The sequence below is a fragment of the Streptomyces sp. JLBT605 genome, assembly GCF_058215555.1.
Genome location: NZ_CM177087.1, coordinates 1238028 through 1257096, shown reverse-complemented (window position 1 = coordinate 1257096; position 19069 = coordinate 1238028). Strand labels below are relative to the sequence as shown.

15 protein-coding genes are annotated in these 19069 nt (G+C 73.6%); 10 read left to right on the top strand and 5 right to left on the bottom strand.

All coding sequences use genetic code 11. The features are described 5' to 3' along the window. Nucleotides 1-130: 130 nt before the first annotated feature. The 3 genes from AC4BDD_RS05815 (at nucleotide 131) to AC4BDD_RS05805 (ending at nucleotide 4573) form a co-directional block, all read left to right on the top strand. Complete coding sequence (locus tag AC4BDD_RS05815) at nucleotides 131-1423, top strand: YihY/virulence factor BrkB family protein (protein WP_490689887.1); 1293 nt, start codon at nucleotides 131-133, stop codon at nucleotides 1421-1423. Nucleotides 1424-1776: 353 nt separating this feature from the next. Beyond that, nucleotides 1777-2892 (top strand): ribosome small subunit-dependent GTPase A, encoded by a 1116-nt coding sequence (gene rsgA, locus AC4BDD_RS05810; protein ID WP_490689886.1) that lies wholly within the window; start codon nucleotides 1777-1779, stop codon nucleotides 2890-2892. 133 nt (nucleotides 2893-3025) lie between these two features. Next, nucleotides 3026-4573 (top strand): dihydrolipoyl dehydrogenase family protein, encoded by a 1548-nt coding sequence (locus tag AC4BDD_RS05805; RefSeq protein WP_490689885.1) that lies wholly within the window; start codon nucleotides 3026-3028, stop codon nucleotides 4571-4573. 24 nt (nucleotides 4574-4597) lie between these two features. Here AC4BDD_RS05805 and AC4BDD_RS05800 read toward each other — a convergent pair whose 3' ends face one another. Together AC4BDD_RS05800 and AC4BDD_RS05795 are read right to left on the bottom strand one after the other, a co-directional pair. Then, nucleotides 4598-5083 carry a DUF456 domain-containing protein gene (locus tag AC4BDD_RS05800; protein WP_490689884.1) on the bottom strand — a complete coding sequence of 162 codons (486 nt, stop codon included), beginning with the start codon at nucleotides 5081-5083 and terminating at the stop codon, nucleotides 4598-4600. A 106-nt stretch (nucleotides 5084-5189) separates the two neighbouring features. Beyond that, complete coding sequence (locus AC4BDD_RS05795) at nucleotides 5190-6182, bottom strand: helix-turn-helix domain-containing protein (protein ID WP_490689883.1); 993 nt, start codon at nucleotides 6180-6182, stop codon at nucleotides 5190-5192. 169 nt (nucleotides 6183-6351) lie between these two features. On the opposite strand from AC4BDD_RS05795, the gene AC4BDD_RS05790 reads away from it, so the two are divergent. Beyond that, nucleotides 6352-7431, top strand: a complete 1080-nt coding sequence (locus AC4BDD_RS05790) for a protein phosphatase 2C domain-containing protein (protein WP_490689882.1) — start codon at nucleotides 6352-6354, stop codon at nucleotides 7429-7431. A 299-nt stretch (nucleotides 7432-7730) separates the two neighbouring features. Then, nucleotides 7731-8192, top strand: coding sequence for an ATP-binding protein (locus AC4BDD_RS05785; protein WP_490689881.1), 462 nt, complete (start codon nucleotides 7731-7733; stop codon nucleotides 8190-8192). Nucleotides 8193-8197: 5 nt separating this feature from the next. Here the strand turns inward: AC4BDD_RS05785 and AC4BDD_RS05780 are convergent, their stop codons facing one another. Further along, entirely contained in the window at nucleotides 8198-9283 is a 1086-nt protein-coding gene (locus tag AC4BDD_RS05780) for a DUF2637 domain-containing protein (RefSeq protein ID WP_490689880.1), read from the bottom strand. Nucleotides 9284-9665: 382 nt separating this feature from the next. On the opposite strand from AC4BDD_RS05780, the gene AC4BDD_RS05775 reads away from it, so the two are divergent. Continuing rightward, nucleotides 9666-10328, top strand: a complete 663-nt coding sequence (locus AC4BDD_RS05775) for a GntR family transcriptional regulator (protein WP_490689879.1) — start codon at nucleotides 9666-9668, stop codon at nucleotides 10326-10328. A 120-nt stretch (nucleotides 10329-10448) separates the two neighbouring features. Here AC4BDD_RS05775 and AC4BDD_RS05770 read toward each other — a convergent pair whose 3' ends face one another. Both AC4BDD_RS05770 and AC4BDD_RS05765 read right to left on the bottom strand, forming a co-directional pair. Beyond that, on the bottom strand, nucleotides 10449-11240 hold the full coding sequence (locus AC4BDD_RS05770) for a hypothetical protein (RefSeq protein WP_490689878.1): 792 nt from the start codon (nucleotides 11238-11240) through the stop codon (nucleotides 10449-10451). A gap of 208 nt (nucleotides 11241-11448) precedes the next feature. Then, a complete protein-coding gene (locus AC4BDD_RS05765; protein WP_490689877.1) occupies nucleotides 11449-13155 on the bottom strand; it encodes a PucR family transcriptional regulator in 1707 nt (568 codons plus the stop codon). A 280-nt stretch (nucleotides 13156-13435) separates the two neighbouring features. On the opposite strand from AC4BDD_RS05765, the gene AC4BDD_RS05760 reads away from it, so the two are divergent. The 4 genes from AC4BDD_RS05760 to AC4BDD_RS05745 all read left to right on the top strand — a co-directional run bounded on the left by AC4BDD_RS05760 (nucleotide 13436) and on the right by AC4BDD_RS05745 (nucleotide 19037). Further along, nucleotides 13436-14335, top strand: a complete 900-nt coding sequence (locus AC4BDD_RS05760) for an FAD binding domain-containing protein (protein WP_490689876.1) — start codon at nucleotides 13436-13438, stop codon at nucleotides 14333-14335. Then, complete coding sequence (locus tag AC4BDD_RS05755) at nucleotides 14326-14907, top strand: (2Fe-2S)-binding protein (protein WP_490689875.1); 582 nt, start codon at nucleotides 14326-14328, stop codon at nucleotides 14905-14907. The genes AC4BDD_RS05760 and AC4BDD_RS05755 overlap by 10 nt, the downstream gene beginning before the upstream one ends. A 2-nt stretch (nucleotides 14908-14909) precedes the next feature. Next, a complete protein-coding gene (locus AC4BDD_RS05750; protein WP_490689874.1) occupies nucleotides 14910-17297 on the top strand; it encodes a xanthine dehydrogenase family protein molybdopterin-binding subunit in 2388 nt (795 codons plus the stop codon). A 276-nt stretch (nucleotides 17298-17573) separates the two neighbouring features. Next, nucleotides 17574-19037, top strand: coding sequence for an NCS2 family permease (locus AC4BDD_RS05745; protein WP_490689873.1), 1464 nt, complete (start codon nucleotides 17574-17576; stop codon nucleotides 19035-19037). Nucleotides 19038-19069: the final 32 nt, after the last annotated feature.

Sequence of the window (19069 nt, the reverse complement as noted above, 5' to 3'; positions counted from 1 at the left end):
AGCACGCCCCCGGCCGACAGTGGACAGCGCGCCCGGAGGGTGATGCCGAGTCGGCGCGGCATCACCCTCCGTCGCGAATATCGGCTGGTTGGCGTGAAAAGTGCCGCCGCGCCCCGGCTACCGTTATGACGTGCAGCCCGGACATGAATCAGCGCAACCGGCGGAACAGCCACCCGGCCGGCTCCGCAAGGCCCGCGCCCTGACCCGCAATGTGTCCAAGCGCCGGACGGCGTGGTTGCTGCTGAAGGACACCTGCAACTCCTGCATGGAGTACCGGGTCACCGGGCTGGCCGCCGAGGCGGCCTTCTTCACGCTGCTGTCGCTGCCCCCGCTGCTGCTCGGCCTGATCGGCCTGCTCGGCTATGTGGACGCCTGGACCGACACCAACACCGTCGCCACCATCCGCGACAACATCCTGGACGCCTCCGGGACCGTGCTGTCCGAGAAGGGCGTCAACGAGATCGCCGAGCCGCTGCTGAACGACGTCATCGAGGGCGGCCGCCCGGACGTCATCTCGCTGGGCTTCGCCATCGCCCTGTGGTCCGGCTCCCGCGCGGTCAACGTCTTCGTCGACACCATCACGGTGATGTACGGGCTGGAGGGGCACCGGGGCATCGTCAAGACCCGGCTGCTCGCCTTCCTGCTCTACATCGTCGCCCTGATCATCGGGGCGGTGGCGCTGCCGCTGATGGTGGTCGGCCCGGAGACCATGGTCGACATCGTGCCGTGGAGCGGCAATCTGGTGCGGATCCTGTACTGGCCGGTGGTGATGCTGCTGTCCATCGCCTTCCTCACCACGCTCTACCACGTCTCGGTGCCGGTGCGGTCGCCCTGGCGGGAGGACATCCCGGGCGCCTTGTTCGCCCTGACCATCTGGGTGCTGGGCAGCTTCCTGCTGCGCATCTACCTCACCCACACCATCGAGGGCCCCACCATCTACGGCTCCCTGGCCGCCCCCGTCGCCGTCCTGCTGTGGATCGGCATCTCGGCCTTCGCGGTGCTCGTCGGCGCGGCCGTCAACGCCGCCATCGACCGGGTGTGGCCCTCGGTGGCCATCGCCGCCGCCCGGGCCGAGCACGCGGCGCGGATGGCGGCCGAGGCCCGCGCCGAGGCGCTGGCCGCCCGGGCCGAGCGGGCGGGGCGCGGGGGCGCGGACCGATCCGGCGCGAGCGCCGAGGCCGCCTTCGACGGCCCGGACGACTTCGATGACTTCGGCGAGGACGGCGACGAGGAGGACGACGAGTCGCATGGCCCGGCCTGGTCGGACGTTCCGCCGCCCTCGGAGTTCCCCGAGCGCTGGGCACAGTTCCTGCCGCCCGAGGACGTCCGCTCCCGGCTGCACGCCCGCCGCGACCCGGGCCTGGACCCGGACCCGGAGCGCGAACCGCTCCGCGAGTGGCACACCTCGCCCCGCGACCGCTGACGCGCCCCGCGACCGCTGACGCGCCCCGCGACCGCTGACGCGCCCCGCGACCGTTAATTCGATTGACGCGGCCTGGCGGCCCCCGGCAGGGTGATCGTCATCCGGACGCGGCCGGTCTGCCGCCGTCCGTGACCGACGCGAGCGAAGTGAGAGGTGAGGACCGTGATGACTGTCGTTGCGGTGGGCGCTGCCCACGACCACCAGCCTGTTCTCCTCACCTCCCAGGTCCCCGGCTGATCCACCACGCCTGACGCCGGACCGATGCCGTCATCGACATATCGACGCATCGGCACCGGCTCCGCTGACGATGCCTGGCGTGCGTCCCGGGACCACCCTCGAAAGGGTCTCCCGTCTTGTCTGACGTCTCCGGCTTCTCCGGATCCACTTCCGCGCGCCCTCTCCTCGCCTACGGCTGGGACGACGGGATCGCGGAGTCCTTCACCCCGTACGCGGCGCAGGGCCTCACCCCCGCCCGTATCGTGCGGGTCGACCGCGGCCGCTGCGATGTCGTCGTCCCTGACGGCGACGGCGTACGCACCGTGTCGGCCGACACCGCCCTGGTCACCACCGGTGACCCGCTGGCCATCATGTGCACCGGCGACTGGGCCGCCGTCGATCTCGGCCAGGGCTATGTGCGCGCCCTGCTGCCGCGCCGCACCGCGTTCGTCCGCTCCACCTCCTCCAAGCGCTCCGAGGGCCAGATCCTCGCCGCCAACGTCGACCACGCCGTGATCGCGGTGTCGCTCGCCGTCGAGCTCGACCTCGGCCGCATCGAGCGGTTCCTCGCGCTCGCCTGGGAGAGCGGGGCCCAGCCGCTGGTCGTCCTCACCAAGGCCGACCTGGTGCCCGACCCGGACACCCTGGCCCATCTGGTCGCCGACACCGAGACGGCGGCGCCCGGCGTCCAGGTGCTGCCGGTGAGCGCGGCGACCGGTGAGGGGATCGACGTGCTCGCCGCCGTGCTGGCCTCGGGCACCTCGGTGCTGCTCGGCCAGTCCGGCGCGGGCAAGTCGACGCTGGCCAACGTCCTCCTCGGCGAGGAGGCCCAGACCGTCCAGGCGGCCCGGGACGTCGACGGCAAGGGGCGGCACACCACCACCACCCGCAACCTCCTGCTGATGCCCTGGGGCGGCGTGCTCATCGACACCCCGGGGCTGCGCGGGGTCGGGCTGTGGGACGCCGAGAGCGGCGTCTCACAGGCGTTCTCGGAGATTGAGACGCTCGCCGCCGAGTGCCGCTTCCACGACTGCGCCCACGAAGGCGAGCCGGGCTGCGCGGTCCTCGCCGCCGTCGACGACGGCTCACTGCCACACCGCCGGCTGGAGAGCTACCGCAAGCTGCTGCGCGAGAACCAGCGGCTGGCCGCCCGCACCGACGCCCGGCTGCGGGCCGAGATGCGGCGCGAGTGGAAGCAGCGGCAGGCACTCGGCCGCCACATGCTGGAACGCAAGGGCCGCTCCGGCCGCTAGCGGCCCCGCGCGTTCCGCGTATGCTCCCGGGCCTTCCTGCGGGCGCGCCACCCCTGGCCGCGCCCGCGCCCGGGGTGGCGCGATACGCGCGGTCGTGTGGCCGCGCCGGGCGAGCCACGGGAGGATGACGCCCATGAGCGCGGACCCGGACGACACCACGCAGGGCACGGGCGACGACCAGAAGGCCGAGGTCTACGACGTCATCGTGCTGGGCGCGGGCCCGGTCGGCGAGAACCTCGCCGACCGCACCCGTGCCGCCGGCCTGTCCACCGTCATCGTGGAGAACGAACTGGTCGGCGGCGAATGCTCGTACTGGGCCTGCATGCCCAGCAAGGCGCTGCTGCGGCCGGTGATCGCCCGCGCCGACGCGCGCAGAGTCCCCGGACTGCGGCAGCGGGTGGGCGGTCCGCTGGAGGTCCCCGCGGTGCTCGCCCACCGCGACGCCAACGCCTCGCACTGGCAGGACGACGCCCAGGTCAGCTGGCTCGACTCGTCAGGGATCGACCTGGTCCGCGGCCAGGGCAGGCTCGACGGGCCCCGCCGGGTCACGGTCGCGACCCCGGACGGCGGGACGCGGCGGCTCACCGCCCGGCACGCCGTCGTCCTGTGCACCGGCAGCCGCGCGGCACTGCCCCCGCTGCCGGGACTGGACGAGGCACACCCCTGGACCAGCCGGCAGGCGACCAGCTCACGGACGGTCCCCGGGCGGCTCGCGGTGGTCGGCGGCGGCGTGGTCGCCGCCGAGATGGCCACCGCCTGGCAGGCTCTCGGCTCGGCGGTCACCCTGCTGGTCCGCGGCCCCGGCCTGCTGGCCCGCATGGAGCCGTTCGCCGGAGAGCTCGTCGCCCAGGCGCTGACCGAGGCCGGGGCGGACCTGCGCACCCACACCACGGTGACCGGCATCCGGCGCGCCGGGGCCGGCGGCCCGGTCACCCTCAGCATCGAGGGCGAGGCCGGGGACGGCGGCGAGGAGCTGGAGGCCGACGAGGTGCTCTTCGCCACCGGGCGGGCCCCGCGCACCGACGACCTCGGCCTGGAGACGGTGGGACTGGACCCGGGCGGCTGGCTCGAGGTGGACGACAGCTGCCGGGTCCAGGGCGTGGCCGACGGCTGGCTGTACGCGGCGGGGGACGTCAACCACCGCGCGCTCATGACCCACCAGGGCAAGTACCAGGCCCGGATCGCCGGCGCGGCGATCGCGGCCCGGGCGCGCGGGGCACCGCTGGACGCCGGACGGTGGGGCGCGCACGCGGCGACCGCCGACCACGCGGCCCTGCCGCAGGTGGTCTTCACCGACCCCGAAGCCGCCTCGGTCGGGCTGACCGCCGCCCAGGCCCGCGACCAGGGGCACCGGATCCGCATCGTCGACCACGACCTGGCCAAGCTGGCGGGCAGCGCGCTCTACGCCGAGGGCTACCGGGGGCAGGCCCGGTTGGTGGTCGACGAGGACCGCGGCCGACTGCTCGGGGCGACCTTCGTGGGACCGGGCGTCGGGGAACTCCTGCACTCCGCCTCCGTCGCGGTCGCGGGAGAGGTGCCGCTGGAGCGCCTCTGGCACGCCGTACCCGCCTTCCCGACGATCAGCGAGGTCTGGCTGCGGCTGCTGGAGGCCTACCGGGACGCCGGGCCCGACGGAGACACGGGCTCCGGGGGATCCGGGGGCTCCGGGCAGGGCGGCTGACGCGGAGGCAGGCGGCGGAGCCGGTCACTCCGGCGCCACCACCGCACCCACCCAGGCCCCGGCCACCAGCAGACACGCGCACAGCTCGATCAGCACACTGGTGCCGATGGCCCGCATCACCAGCCGGGTCGACGCCCATGCCTCACCGTGCCGGCCCAGCCGCCGCCGCTCGACGCCGTAGATCCCGGCCACGAAGCCGAGCGGTGCGCCCAGCACCGGCACGGCGAAGAAGCCGACGATCCCGGCCGTCCCCGCCACCAGAAAGGTGCGCCGGGTGATGCCCGCTCCGCGCATCCGGCGGGCGGGCAGCAGCAACTTGAGGGCCTGGTTGAGCAGCAGCACACCGGTCGCCCCGGCCAGCACCGCCCAGGCCAGTGCGGTCTTCTCGGCCATCGACCACCACAGGACGCCCGCCCAGACGATGGGCGGCCCGGGAAGGCCCGGCACGACCACGCCGATCAGCCCGAGCAGCATGACCAGACCGCACAGCACCAGCTGCCACGTCCCCATGGCCCCAGCCTGCCGGAACGCCGGAAGGAGCGCCTGGCGGACCGGCCCCGGCGCGGCTGCCACCCGGCCCCGGACAGCCCGCTGACGGGACCCGGGCCGGCCACGGTCAGCGGGGCGCGTCCGCCCGGGACACCCAGCCGCGCTCGTAGGCGTGCCAGCCCAGCTGGAGCCGGGTCGTCACGCCGGCCAGCTCCATCAGCCGCTTCACCCGCCGCTGCACCGTGCGCAGCCCCAGGTCCAGCTGCCGGGCCGTACTGGCGTCCGTGAGACCGGCCAACAGCAGCGAGAGGATCTCCAGATCGGTGCCGTCCGGCTCGTGCGGGCCTTCCGGGCAGAGTTCCGCGCCCTCGTCCGGGCAGTGCTCCTCGTGTGGCGCGCCCCCGCCCAGGCGCAGCGGCATCGCCTCCGCCCACACCCCCTCGAACAGCGCCAGCAGCGCGTCCAGCAGGCCGCCGGCGTGCACCACCAGGGCGGCCGGTTCGGCGGCCCGTCCGGTCAGCGGCACGATCGCGAGCGTACGGTCGGCGATCACCAGGTCCGACGGCACCCGCTCGGCCACGCGCAGGCCGCGGCCCAGCTCCGGCCCCCAGTCGCCGGGACCGGCCGGGCCGGTCAGCGCGTCGCGTTCGATGACGACCCGGTGCATCACCCCGCCGGACGCCGCGGGCCACGGCTCCGGCGCACGGCCGGCGACCAGCGCGCACACCTCCTCGGCGGCCCCCCAGCGCAGCTGGGCGAAGCGCCGCGCCACCGGCCCGGCCCCCGCCACCACCTCCAGCGCGCCGGGTGTGTCGGGACCCTCCGAGCGGTACTCCTTGTCCAGCAGCTCCGCCGCCTGCGCGGCCCGCGCCAGCTCATGCCGGCGGCGGCTGAGCAGCGCACCCAGCGCCACGCCCGGCGGAGCCGCCACCCAGTGCCCCGGTCGCCCCGGCGACCGTGCCGCCAGTCCCTGCTGCTCCAGCCGGCGCAGGGTCCGCACGGCCTCCTCCTCGGAGAGGGTCAGCCGCTCAGCGAGATCGCCGACCTCGGCGGAGCCGAGCGCCACCAGCGCCCGATAGGCCGACTCCTGAGAGTCGTCCAGACCAATGGCATCAAGCACCCGATACTCCTCCCCGCATGTGGCGCCTCATCCTCGCACCGGTCGGGGGGCATGCAGCAGGGTGCCTTTCCTCACGTGCGGATCCGCAGCGCCCTTCCGGTCGTACCAGTCCGCACGTGCTGTTTGCGAACCCGCTGTCCCGGCACGCGGCGGCGTGGAGAATGTGGGCATGAGCCGGCAGGGGGCGGGGCGGGTACACGAGGACGACTGGTGGCGCGAGTTGTACGAGGCGGGCTCCGGCGACGCGGGCCCGGCCCGGGCGGGCGACACCCTGGACGACCGCGTCGACTCGGCGCTGAGCACCCTGGCCTGGCCGCCGCCCGGCCCGCCGCGACCCGACTCGCCGCCGACCGGCTCGCCGGACCGGGACGAGGTCCCCGCCCAGGCGGAGTTCGTCGGCGACCGGCCGCCCACCTATGACCCCGAACCCACCACACTGCCGCCCGCCGACCCCGCCGACCTGGCCGATCTGGTGCCGGACACCGTGCTGGACGGCGCCCACATCGGGCCGCTGACCCTGCGGGCCGCCTCGTTACGCGGCGACTCGGCGCGGTACCGCGGCGAACCCCGGCGGGACGCCCTGCTCATCGCCCGCTTCGGATCGGGCCGGTCCGCCCTCGTCCTGGCCGCCATGGCGAGCGGACCGCGGGCCGCCGAGGGAGCGCACCGAGCGGCGCGGGAGATGTGCGAGTGGATCGGCGGGGCGGTCGGCCGCAGCCACGCCCGTCTCGCCGAGGACATCCGGGCCGGGCGGCAGACCGCGCTCAGCTCGGGCCTGCACCGGCTCACCGACCGCGGACTGGGCCGGCTGCGGGCCCGCGCCGGCGAACTCGGACTCGACCCGGCCGCCTACACCGCCGTGCCGCGCTGTCTGCTGCTGCCCGCCGATCCGGCCTGCCGGACGCGGGTGTACTTCGGCGCCGGGGACGGCGGGCTGTTCCGGCTGCGGGACGGCGCCTGGCAGGACCTGGAACCGGCGGCCGAGGAGGCCGCGGACCAGGAGCGCGCCGAGGGGCCCGCGGCCGGGTACCGGTTCCGGGCCTGTGCCGCACGGCCGGGCGACACCCTGCTGCTGTGCACCCCGGGCCTGGCCGACCCGCTGCGCGGCGAGCCCGCGCTGGCCGAGCGGCTGGCCCGCCGGTGGGCCGGAGCGGAGCCCCCGGGCCTTGCCGGATTCCTCGCGGAGACCCAGGTGCGGGTGAAGGGGTACGCCGACGACCGTACGGCGGCCGCCGTCTGGGAGGCGTGAGCGAGCCCTCCGCGGCGTGCCCGAGCGGTCCCTCCGCGGCGTGTCCCAGCCGCACCGCCCTGCACAGCTGCCCGCGACTCCCTCGGAGCTGCCCGCCGCCGAGAGCTGCCCGCCGTCGGGACCGCCCGGCCTTGAGAGCCGCCTCACGCCGGCACGGGCACGATCACATCCGGCGTGTGTGGGCGCGGGCGCACGGGCATGCATCCCCTGAGCGCGCGTTCGAAGGCGTGTGATGCCGGACCAGCGGTGGACATCGGGGCGGGGGAGGAATGAAGCGTCGGTCTGCACAGCGAGGCGGCATGGACATCAGATGGCCGGACGAGGCGCCGGTGATCGAGGGGGAGTGGGGGCAGGGACTGAGAATCCGACTGCGGCACACGGAGTTGAGCGGGGTGGCGGAGGTCCGCCGGGAGCTGCGCGACCTGCTGCGCCACTGGGGCGCGCCGGGCCGTGCCGACGCCGCGGTGCTGCTGATCAGCGAGCTGGTGACGAACGCCCTGGTGCACACCGACGGCGACGCGGTGGTCACCGCCACTCTGGGCGACTCTCCCGCCGCGCGGGTGCGCGGCCGATTACACGTCGAGGTGCGGGACTTCACGTCCCGGCCGCCGGCCGCCCGCCCCTCGCCCGCATGCGGTGAGGAAGGCACCTCGGGGCGCGGACTGCTGCTGGTGGGCGCGCTTGCCGACGCCTGGGGCGTCACCGCACACGGCGTCGGCAAGGCGGTGTGGTTCGAGCTGGACGGCACGGCCGCCGGCTGAGCGGCTCAGCCGAACTGCCGCTCGATCTGCGCGAGTTTCTCCTCCAGGGAGTCCAGGCGCGGAATGGTCAGGGTGTCGTCCTCGGCGGTGAGGTCGACGGTGCGCGGCCGGTCCTTGCCGAAAGGACCGAGCAGGCCGGAGTCGGTGTCAGTCCCGGGGGTGTCCGAGGACTGGAGCGCGGGAAGGGAGGAGCGTGAGGGCAGCTGTCCGGAATCCGCTATAGCAGGGTCCGAGCCGAGCTGCGCCGGCTGCGCGGGGAGTGCCGCGACATCGACCTGTCGGCCACCGCGGCGGCCCCACACCCGGTGCTGCCGGTTGTAGGCCCTGATCCGCGCACGGTCCAGCTTCTCCTGGTCCCGCCGGCGGTCCCGGAGCTGCTCCTTCTGGCGACGGTCCTCCCGGACCTCCTCCACGGCCTCGTCCAGCGTCCGCACGCCCTCCAGCAGCATCAGCGACCAGGCGGCGAAGGTCTCCCGCGGGGCGCGCAGCCACCGCACCATCCGGATCTGCGGCAGCGGCCGCGGCACCAGCCCCTGCTCGCGCAGCGCCGCGCGGCGGGTCTGCTTCAGGGCCCGGTCGAAGAGGATGGCCGCCGAGAGCGACATGCCCGAGAAGAACTGCGGGGCGCCGGCGTGGCCCATGCCGCGCGGGGCGTGCACCCAGTTGAACCAGGCGGCGGCGCCGGCGAACAGCCACACCAGGAGCCGGGAGCCCAGCGCCGCGTCGCCGTGGCTGGCCTCGCGGACCGCCAGCACCGAGCAGAACATCGCGGCGCCGTCGAGCCCGAACGGGACCAGGTACTCCCAGCCGCCGGAGAGGCTGAGGTTCTGCCGGCCGAAGCCGACCAGGCCGTGGAAGGAGAGCGCGGCGGCCACCGCGGCGCAGCAGAACAGCAGCAGGTAGGAGGCGATGCCGTAGACGGCTTCCTTGCGCCGGCGGCGCTCCTCGCTGCGCTCCCAGGAATCCGAGGCCGCCTTGTCCTTGCCCTTGCCGTTCCGGCCGCGAGTGAGCACCGTCCCGGCCGTCACGACTCCGACGAGCGCCACGGCCACGGGCACGGCCCAGTCCAGCGATATGTCGGTCAGTCTCATGCGGCCCCTTGCCTCGCTTCGAATGGTGTTCTGGCCGTGGTACGGCCTACTCGCGCGACATCTTGGCGGAGTCGGGCCTTGCCTCAAGGGGTTTCCGGGCAAGAAGACGCCAACGGACGGTGGGGACACGCGGATAGGTGCGAAACGGTTCGAACGCTCGCTTGCTGCAAGCGACTTGCATTCTATTCACGGAATCCGTTCCGGTGGAATCGAAGCGATCAGCTTGCGGAACGGCGCTCGGCGGCGGGTACGGCGCGAGCGCGACGGGCGCCCCGACGCGGGTGGTCAGGCTTGCCTAAGTCGTGCCTGATCCGTGATGACTCGGTTTGACCTGGCGCGGAGGCCGCATATCGTTCCAGGGACGTATCTCAGGAGGACCCGAGTGGAGCAGCCCAGCGCCGAGACGGCGGCGCCGCCCCGCGTGCCGTTGCAGCGGCACTCGGTGCGCCGCCAGATCCTGGACGCCCTGCGCGGGGCCCTGGCCGGCGGCGACCTCGCCCCCGGCGAGGTGTACTCGGCCCCCGCGCTCGCCGAGCGCTTCGGGGTGTCCGCCACACCCGTACGGGAGGCCATGCAGCAGCTGGCCGGCGAGGGCGCCGTGGAGGTCGTCCCGAACCGCGGATTCCGGGTCGCCCGGCGCAGCGCCCGCGAGCTGGCCGAGCTGGCCGAGGTCCGCGCCCTGCTGGAGGTGCCGGTGGTGCTCTCGCTGGCCGAGACCCTCGCGCCCGAGCGCTGGGCGGCCCTGCACCCCTTCGCCGAGGCCACGGCGGTCGCCGCCGCCAAGGGCGACCGGGTCGCGTACCTGGAGGCGGATCGCGCGTTCCACCAGGCGCTGCTCAGCCTCGCGGGCAACGAGCAGCTGGTCGTCATCGCCGACGACCTGCACCGGCGGGCGCAGTGGCCGCTCGTTCCCGGCCAGGTGGTGCGCACCGCCGACCTGGTGGCGGACGCCGCCGAGCACACGGCGCTGCTCCAGGCGCTGGCCGCGCAGGATCTCGACCTCGTCGAGACCCTGGTCCGCGAGCACTTCTCGGGCCCGGTCTGATCCCGTTCCCCGCCGCGTCAGGTGCCGGGCCGGTTCCCGTCCGGCCGCCGCGTCAGGTGCCGGGCCGGTTCCCGTCCGGCCGCCGCATCAGGTGCCGGGCGAGGTCCCGTCCCCGCCGCGTCAGGTGCCGGGCGGGTTCCCGTCCGGCGACGGGCGCAGCTGCTCGGCGAGCCAGGACGGCACCCCGCCCAGCAGCCGCACCAGCCGCCTCGCCTCGGCGCGCAGCCGCCCGGCCTCCGGTTCCTCCTCGACCTCGGCCAGCGCCGCCAGCGCGGGCGCGATGCCGATCAGATAGCCCAGCTCCTCGCGGATGCGCAGCGACTCGGCGAATCCACGGCGCGCCTCGGCCAGGTCGCCGCTCAGCTCGGCCAGGGCGGCCAGGTGCCGCCAGGTGAAGGAGCGCAGCAGCTCGTCGCCGTGGGTGGCCGCACCGGCGTGCGCGCGCTGGAACGCGGCCTGCGCGCCGGCCGGATTCTGCGCCAGGTGCTGGGCGAGCAGGCCGCGCCGGAAGTCCAGCAGCGGACGGGCGGGTGAGCCGGGGGCGAGCAGCGCGGCCGCCCGGCCCAGCGCGGCCCGCGCCTCGTCGGCCCGGTCGCGCACCCCGAACAGCGTCGAGGCGTACGCCAGATGGCCGCGCTCGCAGGCGGCCGTGCCGCGGTGTTCGTCGCTGGTGACCAGCGCCTCCGCGGCGCGCAGCGCGTCCTCGGCGCACTCCCAGCCCTGTGCGGTGAACATGCACTGCTCGGTCAGCAGCGCGGTGCGCTTCAGCGCGGCGGCCGGGTCCGCCGCGGCGCGCGGGGCCAGCAGCTCGGCGGCGTCCGTCCAGCAGCCGCGTGACCTGAGCCGCCACACCGCCGTGTCCAGTGGGCCCCCCAGCCCCTCCCGCGCATCCGACGATCCAGACCGTGACATGGCGGTGTCCGCCACATTGCCCTCCCCAAGCGCCATGGAGCCGGAAGCCGTGAGCGAATCTCAGCACGGATCCGCGGGGGCGGCCAAGAGGTCGGTGTGAACGGATTCACAAAGCTTTCGTCCGCCCGTCACGGTGGGGTCGCTCGCCCGCGGCCCCGCGGCTCTCCACGGTTCTACCGGAAGACGGCACTCCGATGGTGGCGGCTTGTCAGCTCATCCGCAGGGCCAGGAAGAAGTCGAGCTTGTCCTCCAGCCGCGACAGGTCCCGGCCCGTCAACTGCTCGATACGGCCCACCCGGTAGCGCAGCGTGTTGACGTGCAGGTGCAGCTGGGTCGCGCAGCGGGTCCAGGAGCCGTCGCAGGCCAGGAACGCCTCCAGGGTGGGGATCAGCTCGGCCCGGTGGCGCCGGTCGTAGTCGCGCAGCGGGTCCAGCAGCCGGGCGGTGAAGGCGCGCCGCACGTCGTCGGGGACGAACGGCAGCAGCAGCACGTGCGAGGCCAGCTCCTGGTGGCCGGCGGCGCACACCCGGCCGGGCCGGGCCGCCGCGACCCGGCGGGCGTGCCGGGCCTCCTCCAGCGCGCCGCGCAGCCCCTCCGCCGAGTGCACGGTGGCGCTCACCCCGATGGTCAGCCGCCCGTCGCCGTCCAGCCCGCGGCCGAGCGGTTCGCGGACCGCGGCGAGCAGCCGGTCGGCGTGGAGCGCGGCGTCCTGCTCGTCGTCCGCGACGGCGGGCAGTGGCACCAGGGCCACCGCCTCGTCGCCGGTGTGCGCCACCGCGATCCGGTCCGAGGGCTCCGATCCGGTGGTGTCCGGCTCGACCAGCATCTCCTCCAGCAGCGACTGCGCGACCGGGCCGCCCGCCGGCTCGTCGCCGACCGGGCCACCCTCGCCCGGCAGCCCCCACTCCACCCGGGCCACCACGACCTGCCAGTGCGGGGCGCTGCCCAGCCCCGGCAGCAGCACCGGCGCGGCGACCCGCAGCCGGGCCGCGATCTCGGCCGGCGGCGCCCCCGCCTGGACCAGCTCCAGCACCTCCTGGGCCAGCCGCCGCCGCACGGTGCGGGCCGCGTCCCGCCGGTCCCGCTCCACCGCGATCAGCTGGGTGACGCCGTGCAGCAGGTCCAGCCGCTCCTCCGGCCAGTCACCGGCGTCGGCCTCCACCGCCAGCAGCCAGTCCGACAGCACCGTCTCGCGCACGTCCCGGGCGCCGGTGCGGGCGCCGCTGTGGACCGGGAAGAGCGAGTAGGTGCCGGCGCCGGGGACCACGACCCGGTAGGGGGCGCGCCGCCCGCCGCGGACCGCGGCCAGGTGCTCGCCCGCCAGCCGCGCGCACACCGCCGCGGGCAGCTCGGGCGCGGGCCGGTCCGGGGTGCCGCCGGGGTGCGCCCCGGCGATCTGCCGACCGGTGGGGGAGAGCACCCAGGCGCTCAGGTCGAGGTCGGAGCCGAGCAGATCGAGGATCACGTCCGGTCCGCCGCCGGCCGGGCCGGACGTCATCAGCCGCCGGTGCCGGTCGACGACCGCGGCCAGATCCCCGGCCCGCTCCCCGGACACCTGCCGCACCACGTGCTCGGTGATCGACGCGAACGACACGTCCTCGACGACCGAGAACAGCGGCAGCCGGTGCCGGGCGCACGCCTGAACCAGGTCCGCCGGGACATTGGCCAGCTCCGCCTCGCCGGCCGCGAGACCGGCGACCCCGGCCGCGGCCAGGATGCGCACGAAGCGCTCCGAGTCGGCGGGCTCGCGCCGCCAGGCCAGGCCGGTGAGCACCAGCTCGCCCCCGGTGAGATACCGGCTGGGGTCGCGCAGATCGGTCGTCATCACGCCCCGTACCGTGCGGTCCAGCTCCTCTTCGCCGCCGAGCAGTCGCAGGCCCAGGGCCTCGGTCTCCAGCAGTGCGCGCAGCCGCATGTCGTTGCCAGCCGATCTGTCGTGATGTTGCCGGTGGTATGCCGCGAGGTTTCCGGCCCCCGTCTTTCGTCTGAATCTACAAGACCTGCCCCCTGGCCAGCCAACCGCTTCATGTTTTCCGTGACTGCACCAGGTGGACACGGCGTCGGTGTACTTGCGTCAGGCCGCGTGCGGTGCTGTCTGGAGATCACATCTCGGGTCCGGACAGGGCCCAGGACAGGAACGGACTTCGAATACCCCCTCTCACCTCCCCACCGAACGATTCCGAGAAGAGATCACCATGGACTTCCTGCGCCCCGCCAGCTGGGAGGAAGCGCTCGCCGCCAAGGCCGAGCACCCCACGGCCGTGCCCATCGCGGGTGGGACCGACATCATGGTCGAGATCAATTTCGACCATCGGCGGCCCGAGTACCTGCTGGACCTGAACCGCATCGGTGAGCTGAGCGAGTGGGAGGTCAGCCCGGACGGCGGTACGGTCCGGCTCGGGCCCTCCGTCCCGTACACCCGGATCATGGAGAACCTGCGGACCGAGCTGCCCGGGCTGGCGCTCGCCTCGCACACGGTCGCCTCTCCGCAGATCCGCAACCGCGGCGGCGTCGGCGGCAACCTCGGTACCGCCTCCCCGGCCGGTGACGCCCACCCGGCGCTGCTGGCCGCCGGGGCCCAGGTCGAGGTCGAGTCCGTACGCGGCACCCGGCTCATCGAGATCGACGACTTCTACACCGGGGTGAAGCGCAACGCGCTGGAGGCGGACGAGCTGATCAAGTCCGTCCACATCAAGACCGCCGGCGGGCCGCAGCAGTTCTCCAAGGTGGGCACCCGCAACGCCATGGTCATCGCGGTGTGCGCCTTCGGACTGGCCCTGCACCCCGACAGCCGCGCCGTGCGGACCGGCATCGGCTCGGCCGCGCCCACCCCGGTCCGGGCCCGGGAGGCGGAGCGGTTCCTCGCCGCCGCGCTGGAGGAGGGCGGCTTCTGGGAGAGCGGCAAGGTGATCACCCCGTCGATCGCCAAGCAGTTCGCCGAGCTGTGCTCCGGCGCCTGCAACCCCATCGACGACGTGCGCGGGACCGCGAAGTACCGCCGCCACGCGGTCGGCATCATGGCCCGCCGCACCCTCGGCTGGGCCTGGGAGTCCTACCGCGGCGGTCGCAGCAAGGGAGAAGCACAGTGCGCGTGAACTTCACCGTCAACGGACGCAAGCAGACCGCCGACGACGTCTGGGAAGGCGAGAGCCTGCTCTACGTGCTCCGCGAGCGGCTCGGCCTGCCGGGTTCCAAGAACGCCTGTGAGCAGGGCGAATGCGGCTCCTGTACGGTCCGCCTGGACGGCGTGCCGGTGTGTTCCTGCCTGGTGGCCGCCGGGCAGGTGGAAGGCCGCGAGGTGGTCACCGTCGAGGGCCTCGCCGACTACGCCAAGGAGCGCGCCGAGGGGAGCTGCGCCACCGGAGCCTGCGGCACCAGCCTGGACCAGGCACAGCGGTGGCAGGCGCGCCCGTCCGGCGCGCACGCCGGCGAGCAGGGCGAACTCTCCCCGATCCAGCAGGCGTTCATCGACGCCGGCGCCGTGCAGTGCGGTTTCTGCACCCCCGGCCTGCTGGTCGCCGCCGACGAACTGCTGGAGCGCAACGCCGACCCGTCCGACGCCGACATCCGTGAGGCGCTCTCCGGCAACCTGTGCCGCTGCACCGGCTACGAGAAGATCCTGGACGCGGTCCGCCTGGCGGCCGCCCGCGCCGGAGAGGCGGTCTGACCATGGCCGACGTGACGCGTACGCCCACCGGCATCTCCCAGTCCAGCCAGACCAGGGGCGGCATCGGTGAATCCACCCTGCGCCCCGACGGCACCCTGAAGGTCACCGGCGAATTCGCCTACTCCTCGGACCTGTGGCACGAGGACATGCTGTGGGGGCACACCCTGCGCAGCCCGCACGCGCACGCCGAGATCCGCTCCATCGACATCTCCGAGGCGCTCGCCCAGCCCGGCGTCTACGCGGTCCTCACCTACGAGGACCTGCCGACCGACGTCAAGAACTACGGCCTGGAGATCCAGGACACGCCGGTCCTCGCGCACGGCCGGGTCCGCCACCACGGCGAGCCCGTCGCGCTGGTCGCCGCCGACCACCCCGAGACCGCCCGGCGCGCCGCCGCCAAGATCAGGGTCGACTACGCCGAGCTGCCGGTGGTCACCGACGAGGCGTCCGCGACCGCCGAGGACGCGCCGCTCATCCACGAGGGCCGCGCCGATCACCACGTCGATCACGTCCCGCACCCCAACATCGTGCACCGCCAGCCGATCGTCCGCGGTGACGTGGAAGCCGCCCGCGAGCGCGCGGACGTGATCGTCTCCGGCGAGTACGTCGTCGGCATGCAGGACCAGGCGTTCCTCGGCCCGGAGTCCGGGCTGGCGGTGCCCGCCGAGGACGGCGGTGTCGACCTGTACATCGCCACCCAGTGGCTCCACTCCGACCTGCGGCAGATCGCCCCCGTCCTCGGCCTGCCCGAGGAGAAGGTCCGGATGACGCTGTCCGGCGTCGGCGGCGCGTTCGGCGGCCGCGAGGACCTGTCGATGCAGATCCACGCCTGCCTGCTGGCGCTGCGCACCGGCAAGCCGGTGAAGATGGTCTACAACCGCTTCGAGTCCTTCTTCGGCCATGTGCACCGCCACCCGGCCAAGCTCTGGTACGAGCACGGCGCCACCCGGGACGGCAAGATCACCCACATGAAGTGCCGGATCGTGCTGGACGGCGGCGCCTACGCCTCCGCCTCCCCGGCCGTGGTCGGCAACGCCTCCTCGCTGTCAGTGGGCCCGTACGTCATCGACGACGTCGAGATCGAGGCCATCGCCCTCTACACCAACAACCCGCCGTGCGGCGCCATGCGCGGCTTCGGCGCGGTGCAGGCGTGCTTCGCCTACGAGGCCCAGATGGACAAGCTGGCCGCCGCGCTGGAGCTGGACCCGGTGGAGTTCCGGCAGCTCAACGCCATGTCGCAGGGCACCATCATGCCGACCGGGCAGCCGGTCGACTCGCCCGCGCCGGTGGCCGAACTGCTGCGCCGGGTCAAGGAGATGCCGCTGCCGCCTTCGAGGCAGTGGGAGGCGGCCGGTGAGGCGGTGGACGTCCGGGCGCTGCCCGGCGGCCTGTCCAACACCACCCACGGCGAAGGCGTGGTGCGCGGCGTCGGCTACGCCGTCGGCATCAAGAACGTCGGCTTCTCCGAGGGCTTCGACGACTACTCCACCGCACGGGTGCGGCTGGAGGTCGTCGGCGGCGAGCCCGTCGCCGTCGTGCACACCGCGATGGCCGAGGTCGGACAGGGCGGCGTCACGGTGCACGCGCAGATCGCCCGCACCGAGCTGGGGGTCACCCAGGTGACCATCCACCCGGCCGACACCCAGGTCGGCTCGGCCGGGTCCACCTCCGCCTCCCGCCAGACCTACGTCACCGGCGGCGCGGTGAAGAACAGCTGCGAGGCCGTCCGCGAGAAGGTGCTGGAGATCGGGCGCGCCAAGTTCGGCACCTACCATCCGGCGTGGGCCACCGCCGAACTGCTGCTGGAGGGCGGCAAGGTCGTCACCGACGGCGGCGAGGTCCTCGCCGACCTGGTCGACGTCCTTCAGGGCGAGGCGGTCGACATCGAGCTGGAGTGGCGGCACCGCCCCACCGAGGCGTTCGACCTGCGCACCGGCCAGGGCAACGGCCACGTCCAGTACTCCTTCGCCGCACACCGGGCGGTCGTCGAGGTCGACACCGAGCTGGGCCTGGTCAAGGTCATCGAGCTGGCCTGCGCCCAGGACGTCGGCAAGGCGCTCAACCCGCTGTCCGTGGTCGGCCAGATCCAGGGCGGCACCACCCAGGGCCTCGGACTGGCGGTCATGGAGGAGATCGTGGTCGACCCCGAGACCTCCAAGGTCCGCAACCCCTCCTTCACCGACTACCTGATCCCCACGATCCTCGACACGCCGACCATCCCCGTCGACGTCCTCGAACTCGCCGACGACCACGCCCCCTACGGGCTGCGCGGCGTCGGTGAGGCACCCACGCTCTCCTCCACCCCCGCGGTGGTGGCGGCGATCCGCCAGGCGACCGGCCTGGCCCTGAACCGCGTACCGGTACGACCCGAGCACCTGACCGGTACGTAGGCGGCGCCGCCCTGCCGAGCGGGCCGAACACCCTCCCCGCACCCCGCCCGGCAGGGCGAAGCCCCACCCCCCGACCCCCGTCCATCCCCGATCACCCCCCTCAACCCCCCGCACCACCCCCCCCGCGACACCCCCCCACAAGGTTCCTCGCCGCCCGGCGAGGACGCTTGCACCATCGCTTTCCGGGCCGTCCCCCCGGGTCGTGATGCCGAAGCAACATCCCAAATCCCGCGCACCGTGCGCGGGGGCCCCTATGAACCTTGGGAGTGGCACCGCATGACCCAGTCAACAGTCGAGCCCAGCACGTCCGCCGAGGACGCTGCCAACGGCTCCCGTCCCTCGGCCGGACGGTCATGGCTCGACCGGTACTTCCACATATCCGACAGAGGATCCAGCGTCGCGAACGAGGTGCGCGGCGGCATCACCACCTTCATGGCGATGTGTTACATCCTCTTGCTCAACCCGGTGATCCTGGGCAGCGCCGAGGACGTCAACGGCACCACTCTCGACCACGCCGGCCTGGTCACCGCGACCGCGTTCGCCGCGGCGCTGTGCACCCTGCTGATGGGCTTCATCGGCAAGGTCCCGCTCGCCCTCGCGGCCGGCCTCAACGTCTCGGCGGCCATGGTCAGCCAGGTCGTGCCGAACATGACCTGGCCGCAGGCCATGGGCATGTGCGTGATCTACGGCGTGGTGATCATGCTGCTGGTGGTCACCGGCCTCCGCGAGATGATCATGAACGCCATCCCGCTGCCGCTCAAGCACGCGATCACCATGGGCATCGGCATGTTCGTGGCGCTGCTCGGCCTGGTCAAGGCCGGTTTCGTGGGCGTCGGCAAGGGCGGCCCGGTCCAGCTCGGCACCGGCACCGGCGCACTCGTCGGCTGGCCGGTCTTCTTCTTCGCGGTGACCCTGCTGCTGATCTTCATGCTGCAGGCCCGCAAGATGCCCGGCGCCATCCTCATCGGCATCGTCGTCGGCACGATCCTGTCGATCGTGGTCACCAAGATCGGTGGCCTGAGCGACAAGGACTGGGGCGGCACCACCCCCGAGCTGCACGGCAGCGCCGTCTCCTCACCCGACTTCGGGCTCTTCGGCGATGTGGAGTTCGGCGGCTGGGACAAGCTGGGGGCGATCAGCGTCGGCATGATCGTGTTCACGCTGGTCCTGGCCGGGTTCTTCGACGCCATGGCCACCATCATCGGTGTCGGCACCGAGGCGAAGCTGGCGGACGACAAGGGCCGCATGCCGGGCCTGTCCAAGGCGCTGTTCGTCGACGGCGCGGGCGGCGCGATCGGCGGAGTGACCGGATCCTCCGGCCAGACCGTCTTCATCGAGTCGGCCTCCGGCGTCGGCGAGGGAGCCCGCACCGGCCTCTCCTCCGTGGTCACCGGCCTGTTCTTCGCGGTCTGCCTCTTCTTCACCCCGCTGACCCAGCTCGTCCCCGGACAGGTGGCGGCGGCGGCCCTGGTCGTGATCGGCTCGATGATGATGAGCGCCGCCGCGCACATCGACTGGAGCGACCGCTCGGTGTCCATCCCGGTCTTCCTGACCGTGGCGCTGATGCCGTTCACCTACAACATCACCGCCGGAGTCGGCGCGGGCGTGATCACCTACACCGCGATCAAGGCCGCCCAGGGCAAGTACCGCGAACCCGGTGCCTTCATGTGGGTCCTGACCGGCGTCTTCCTCGTCTACTTCGCCCTTGACCCCATCGAGCACTGGCTCGGTGCCAGTTAAGTCAGTAACGTCAGGCAAGGAGCTGATCACCG

What these genes read in the sequence shown, in the direction of transcription:
- AC4BDD_RS05805 (WP_490689885.1), top strand. Translation starts at nt 3,026, where the DNA reads ATGAGCGCGGACCCGGACGACACCACGCAGGGCACGGGCGACGACCAG.
- AC4BDD_RS05800 (WP_490689884.1), bottom strand. Translation starts at nt 5,083, where the DNA reads ATGGGGACGTGGCAGCTGGTGCTGTGCGGTCTGGTCATGCTGCTCGGG.
- AC4BDD_RS05790 (WP_490689882.1), top strand. Translation starts at nt 6,352, where the DNA reads ATGAGCCGGCAGGGGGCGGGGCGGGTACACGAGGACGACTGGTGGCGC.
- AC4BDD_RS05785 (WP_490689881.1), top strand. Translation starts at nt 7,731, where the DNA reads ATGGACATCAGATGGCCGGACGAGGCGCCGGTGATCGAGGGGGAGTGG.
- AC4BDD_RS05780 (WP_490689880.1), bottom strand. Translation starts at nt 9,283, where the DNA reads ATGAGACTGACCGACATATCGCTGGACTGGGCCGTGCCCGTGGCCGTG.
- AC4BDD_RS05770 (WP_490689878.1), bottom strand. Translation starts at nt 11,240, where the DNA reads ATGTCACGGTCTGGATCGTCGGATGCGCGGGAGGGGCTGGGGGGCCCA.
- AC4BDD_RS05765 (WP_490689877.1), bottom strand. Translation starts at nt 13,155, where the DNA reads ATGCGGCTGCGCGCACTGCTGGAGACCGAGGCCCTGGGCCTGCGACTG.
- AC4BDD_RS05760 (WP_490689876.1), top strand. Translation starts at nt 13,436, where the DNA reads ATGGACTTCCTGCGCCCCGCCAGCTGGGAGGAAGCGCTCGCCGCCAAG.
- AC4BDD_RS05750 (WP_490689874.1), top strand. Translation starts at nt 14,910, where the DNA reads ATGGCCGACGTGACGCGTACGCCCACCGGCATCTCCCAGTCCAGCCAG.
- AC4BDD_RS05745 (WP_490689873.1), top strand. Translation starts at nt 17,574, where the DNA reads ATGACCCAGTCAACAGTCGAGCCCAGCACGTCCGCCGAGGACGCTGCC.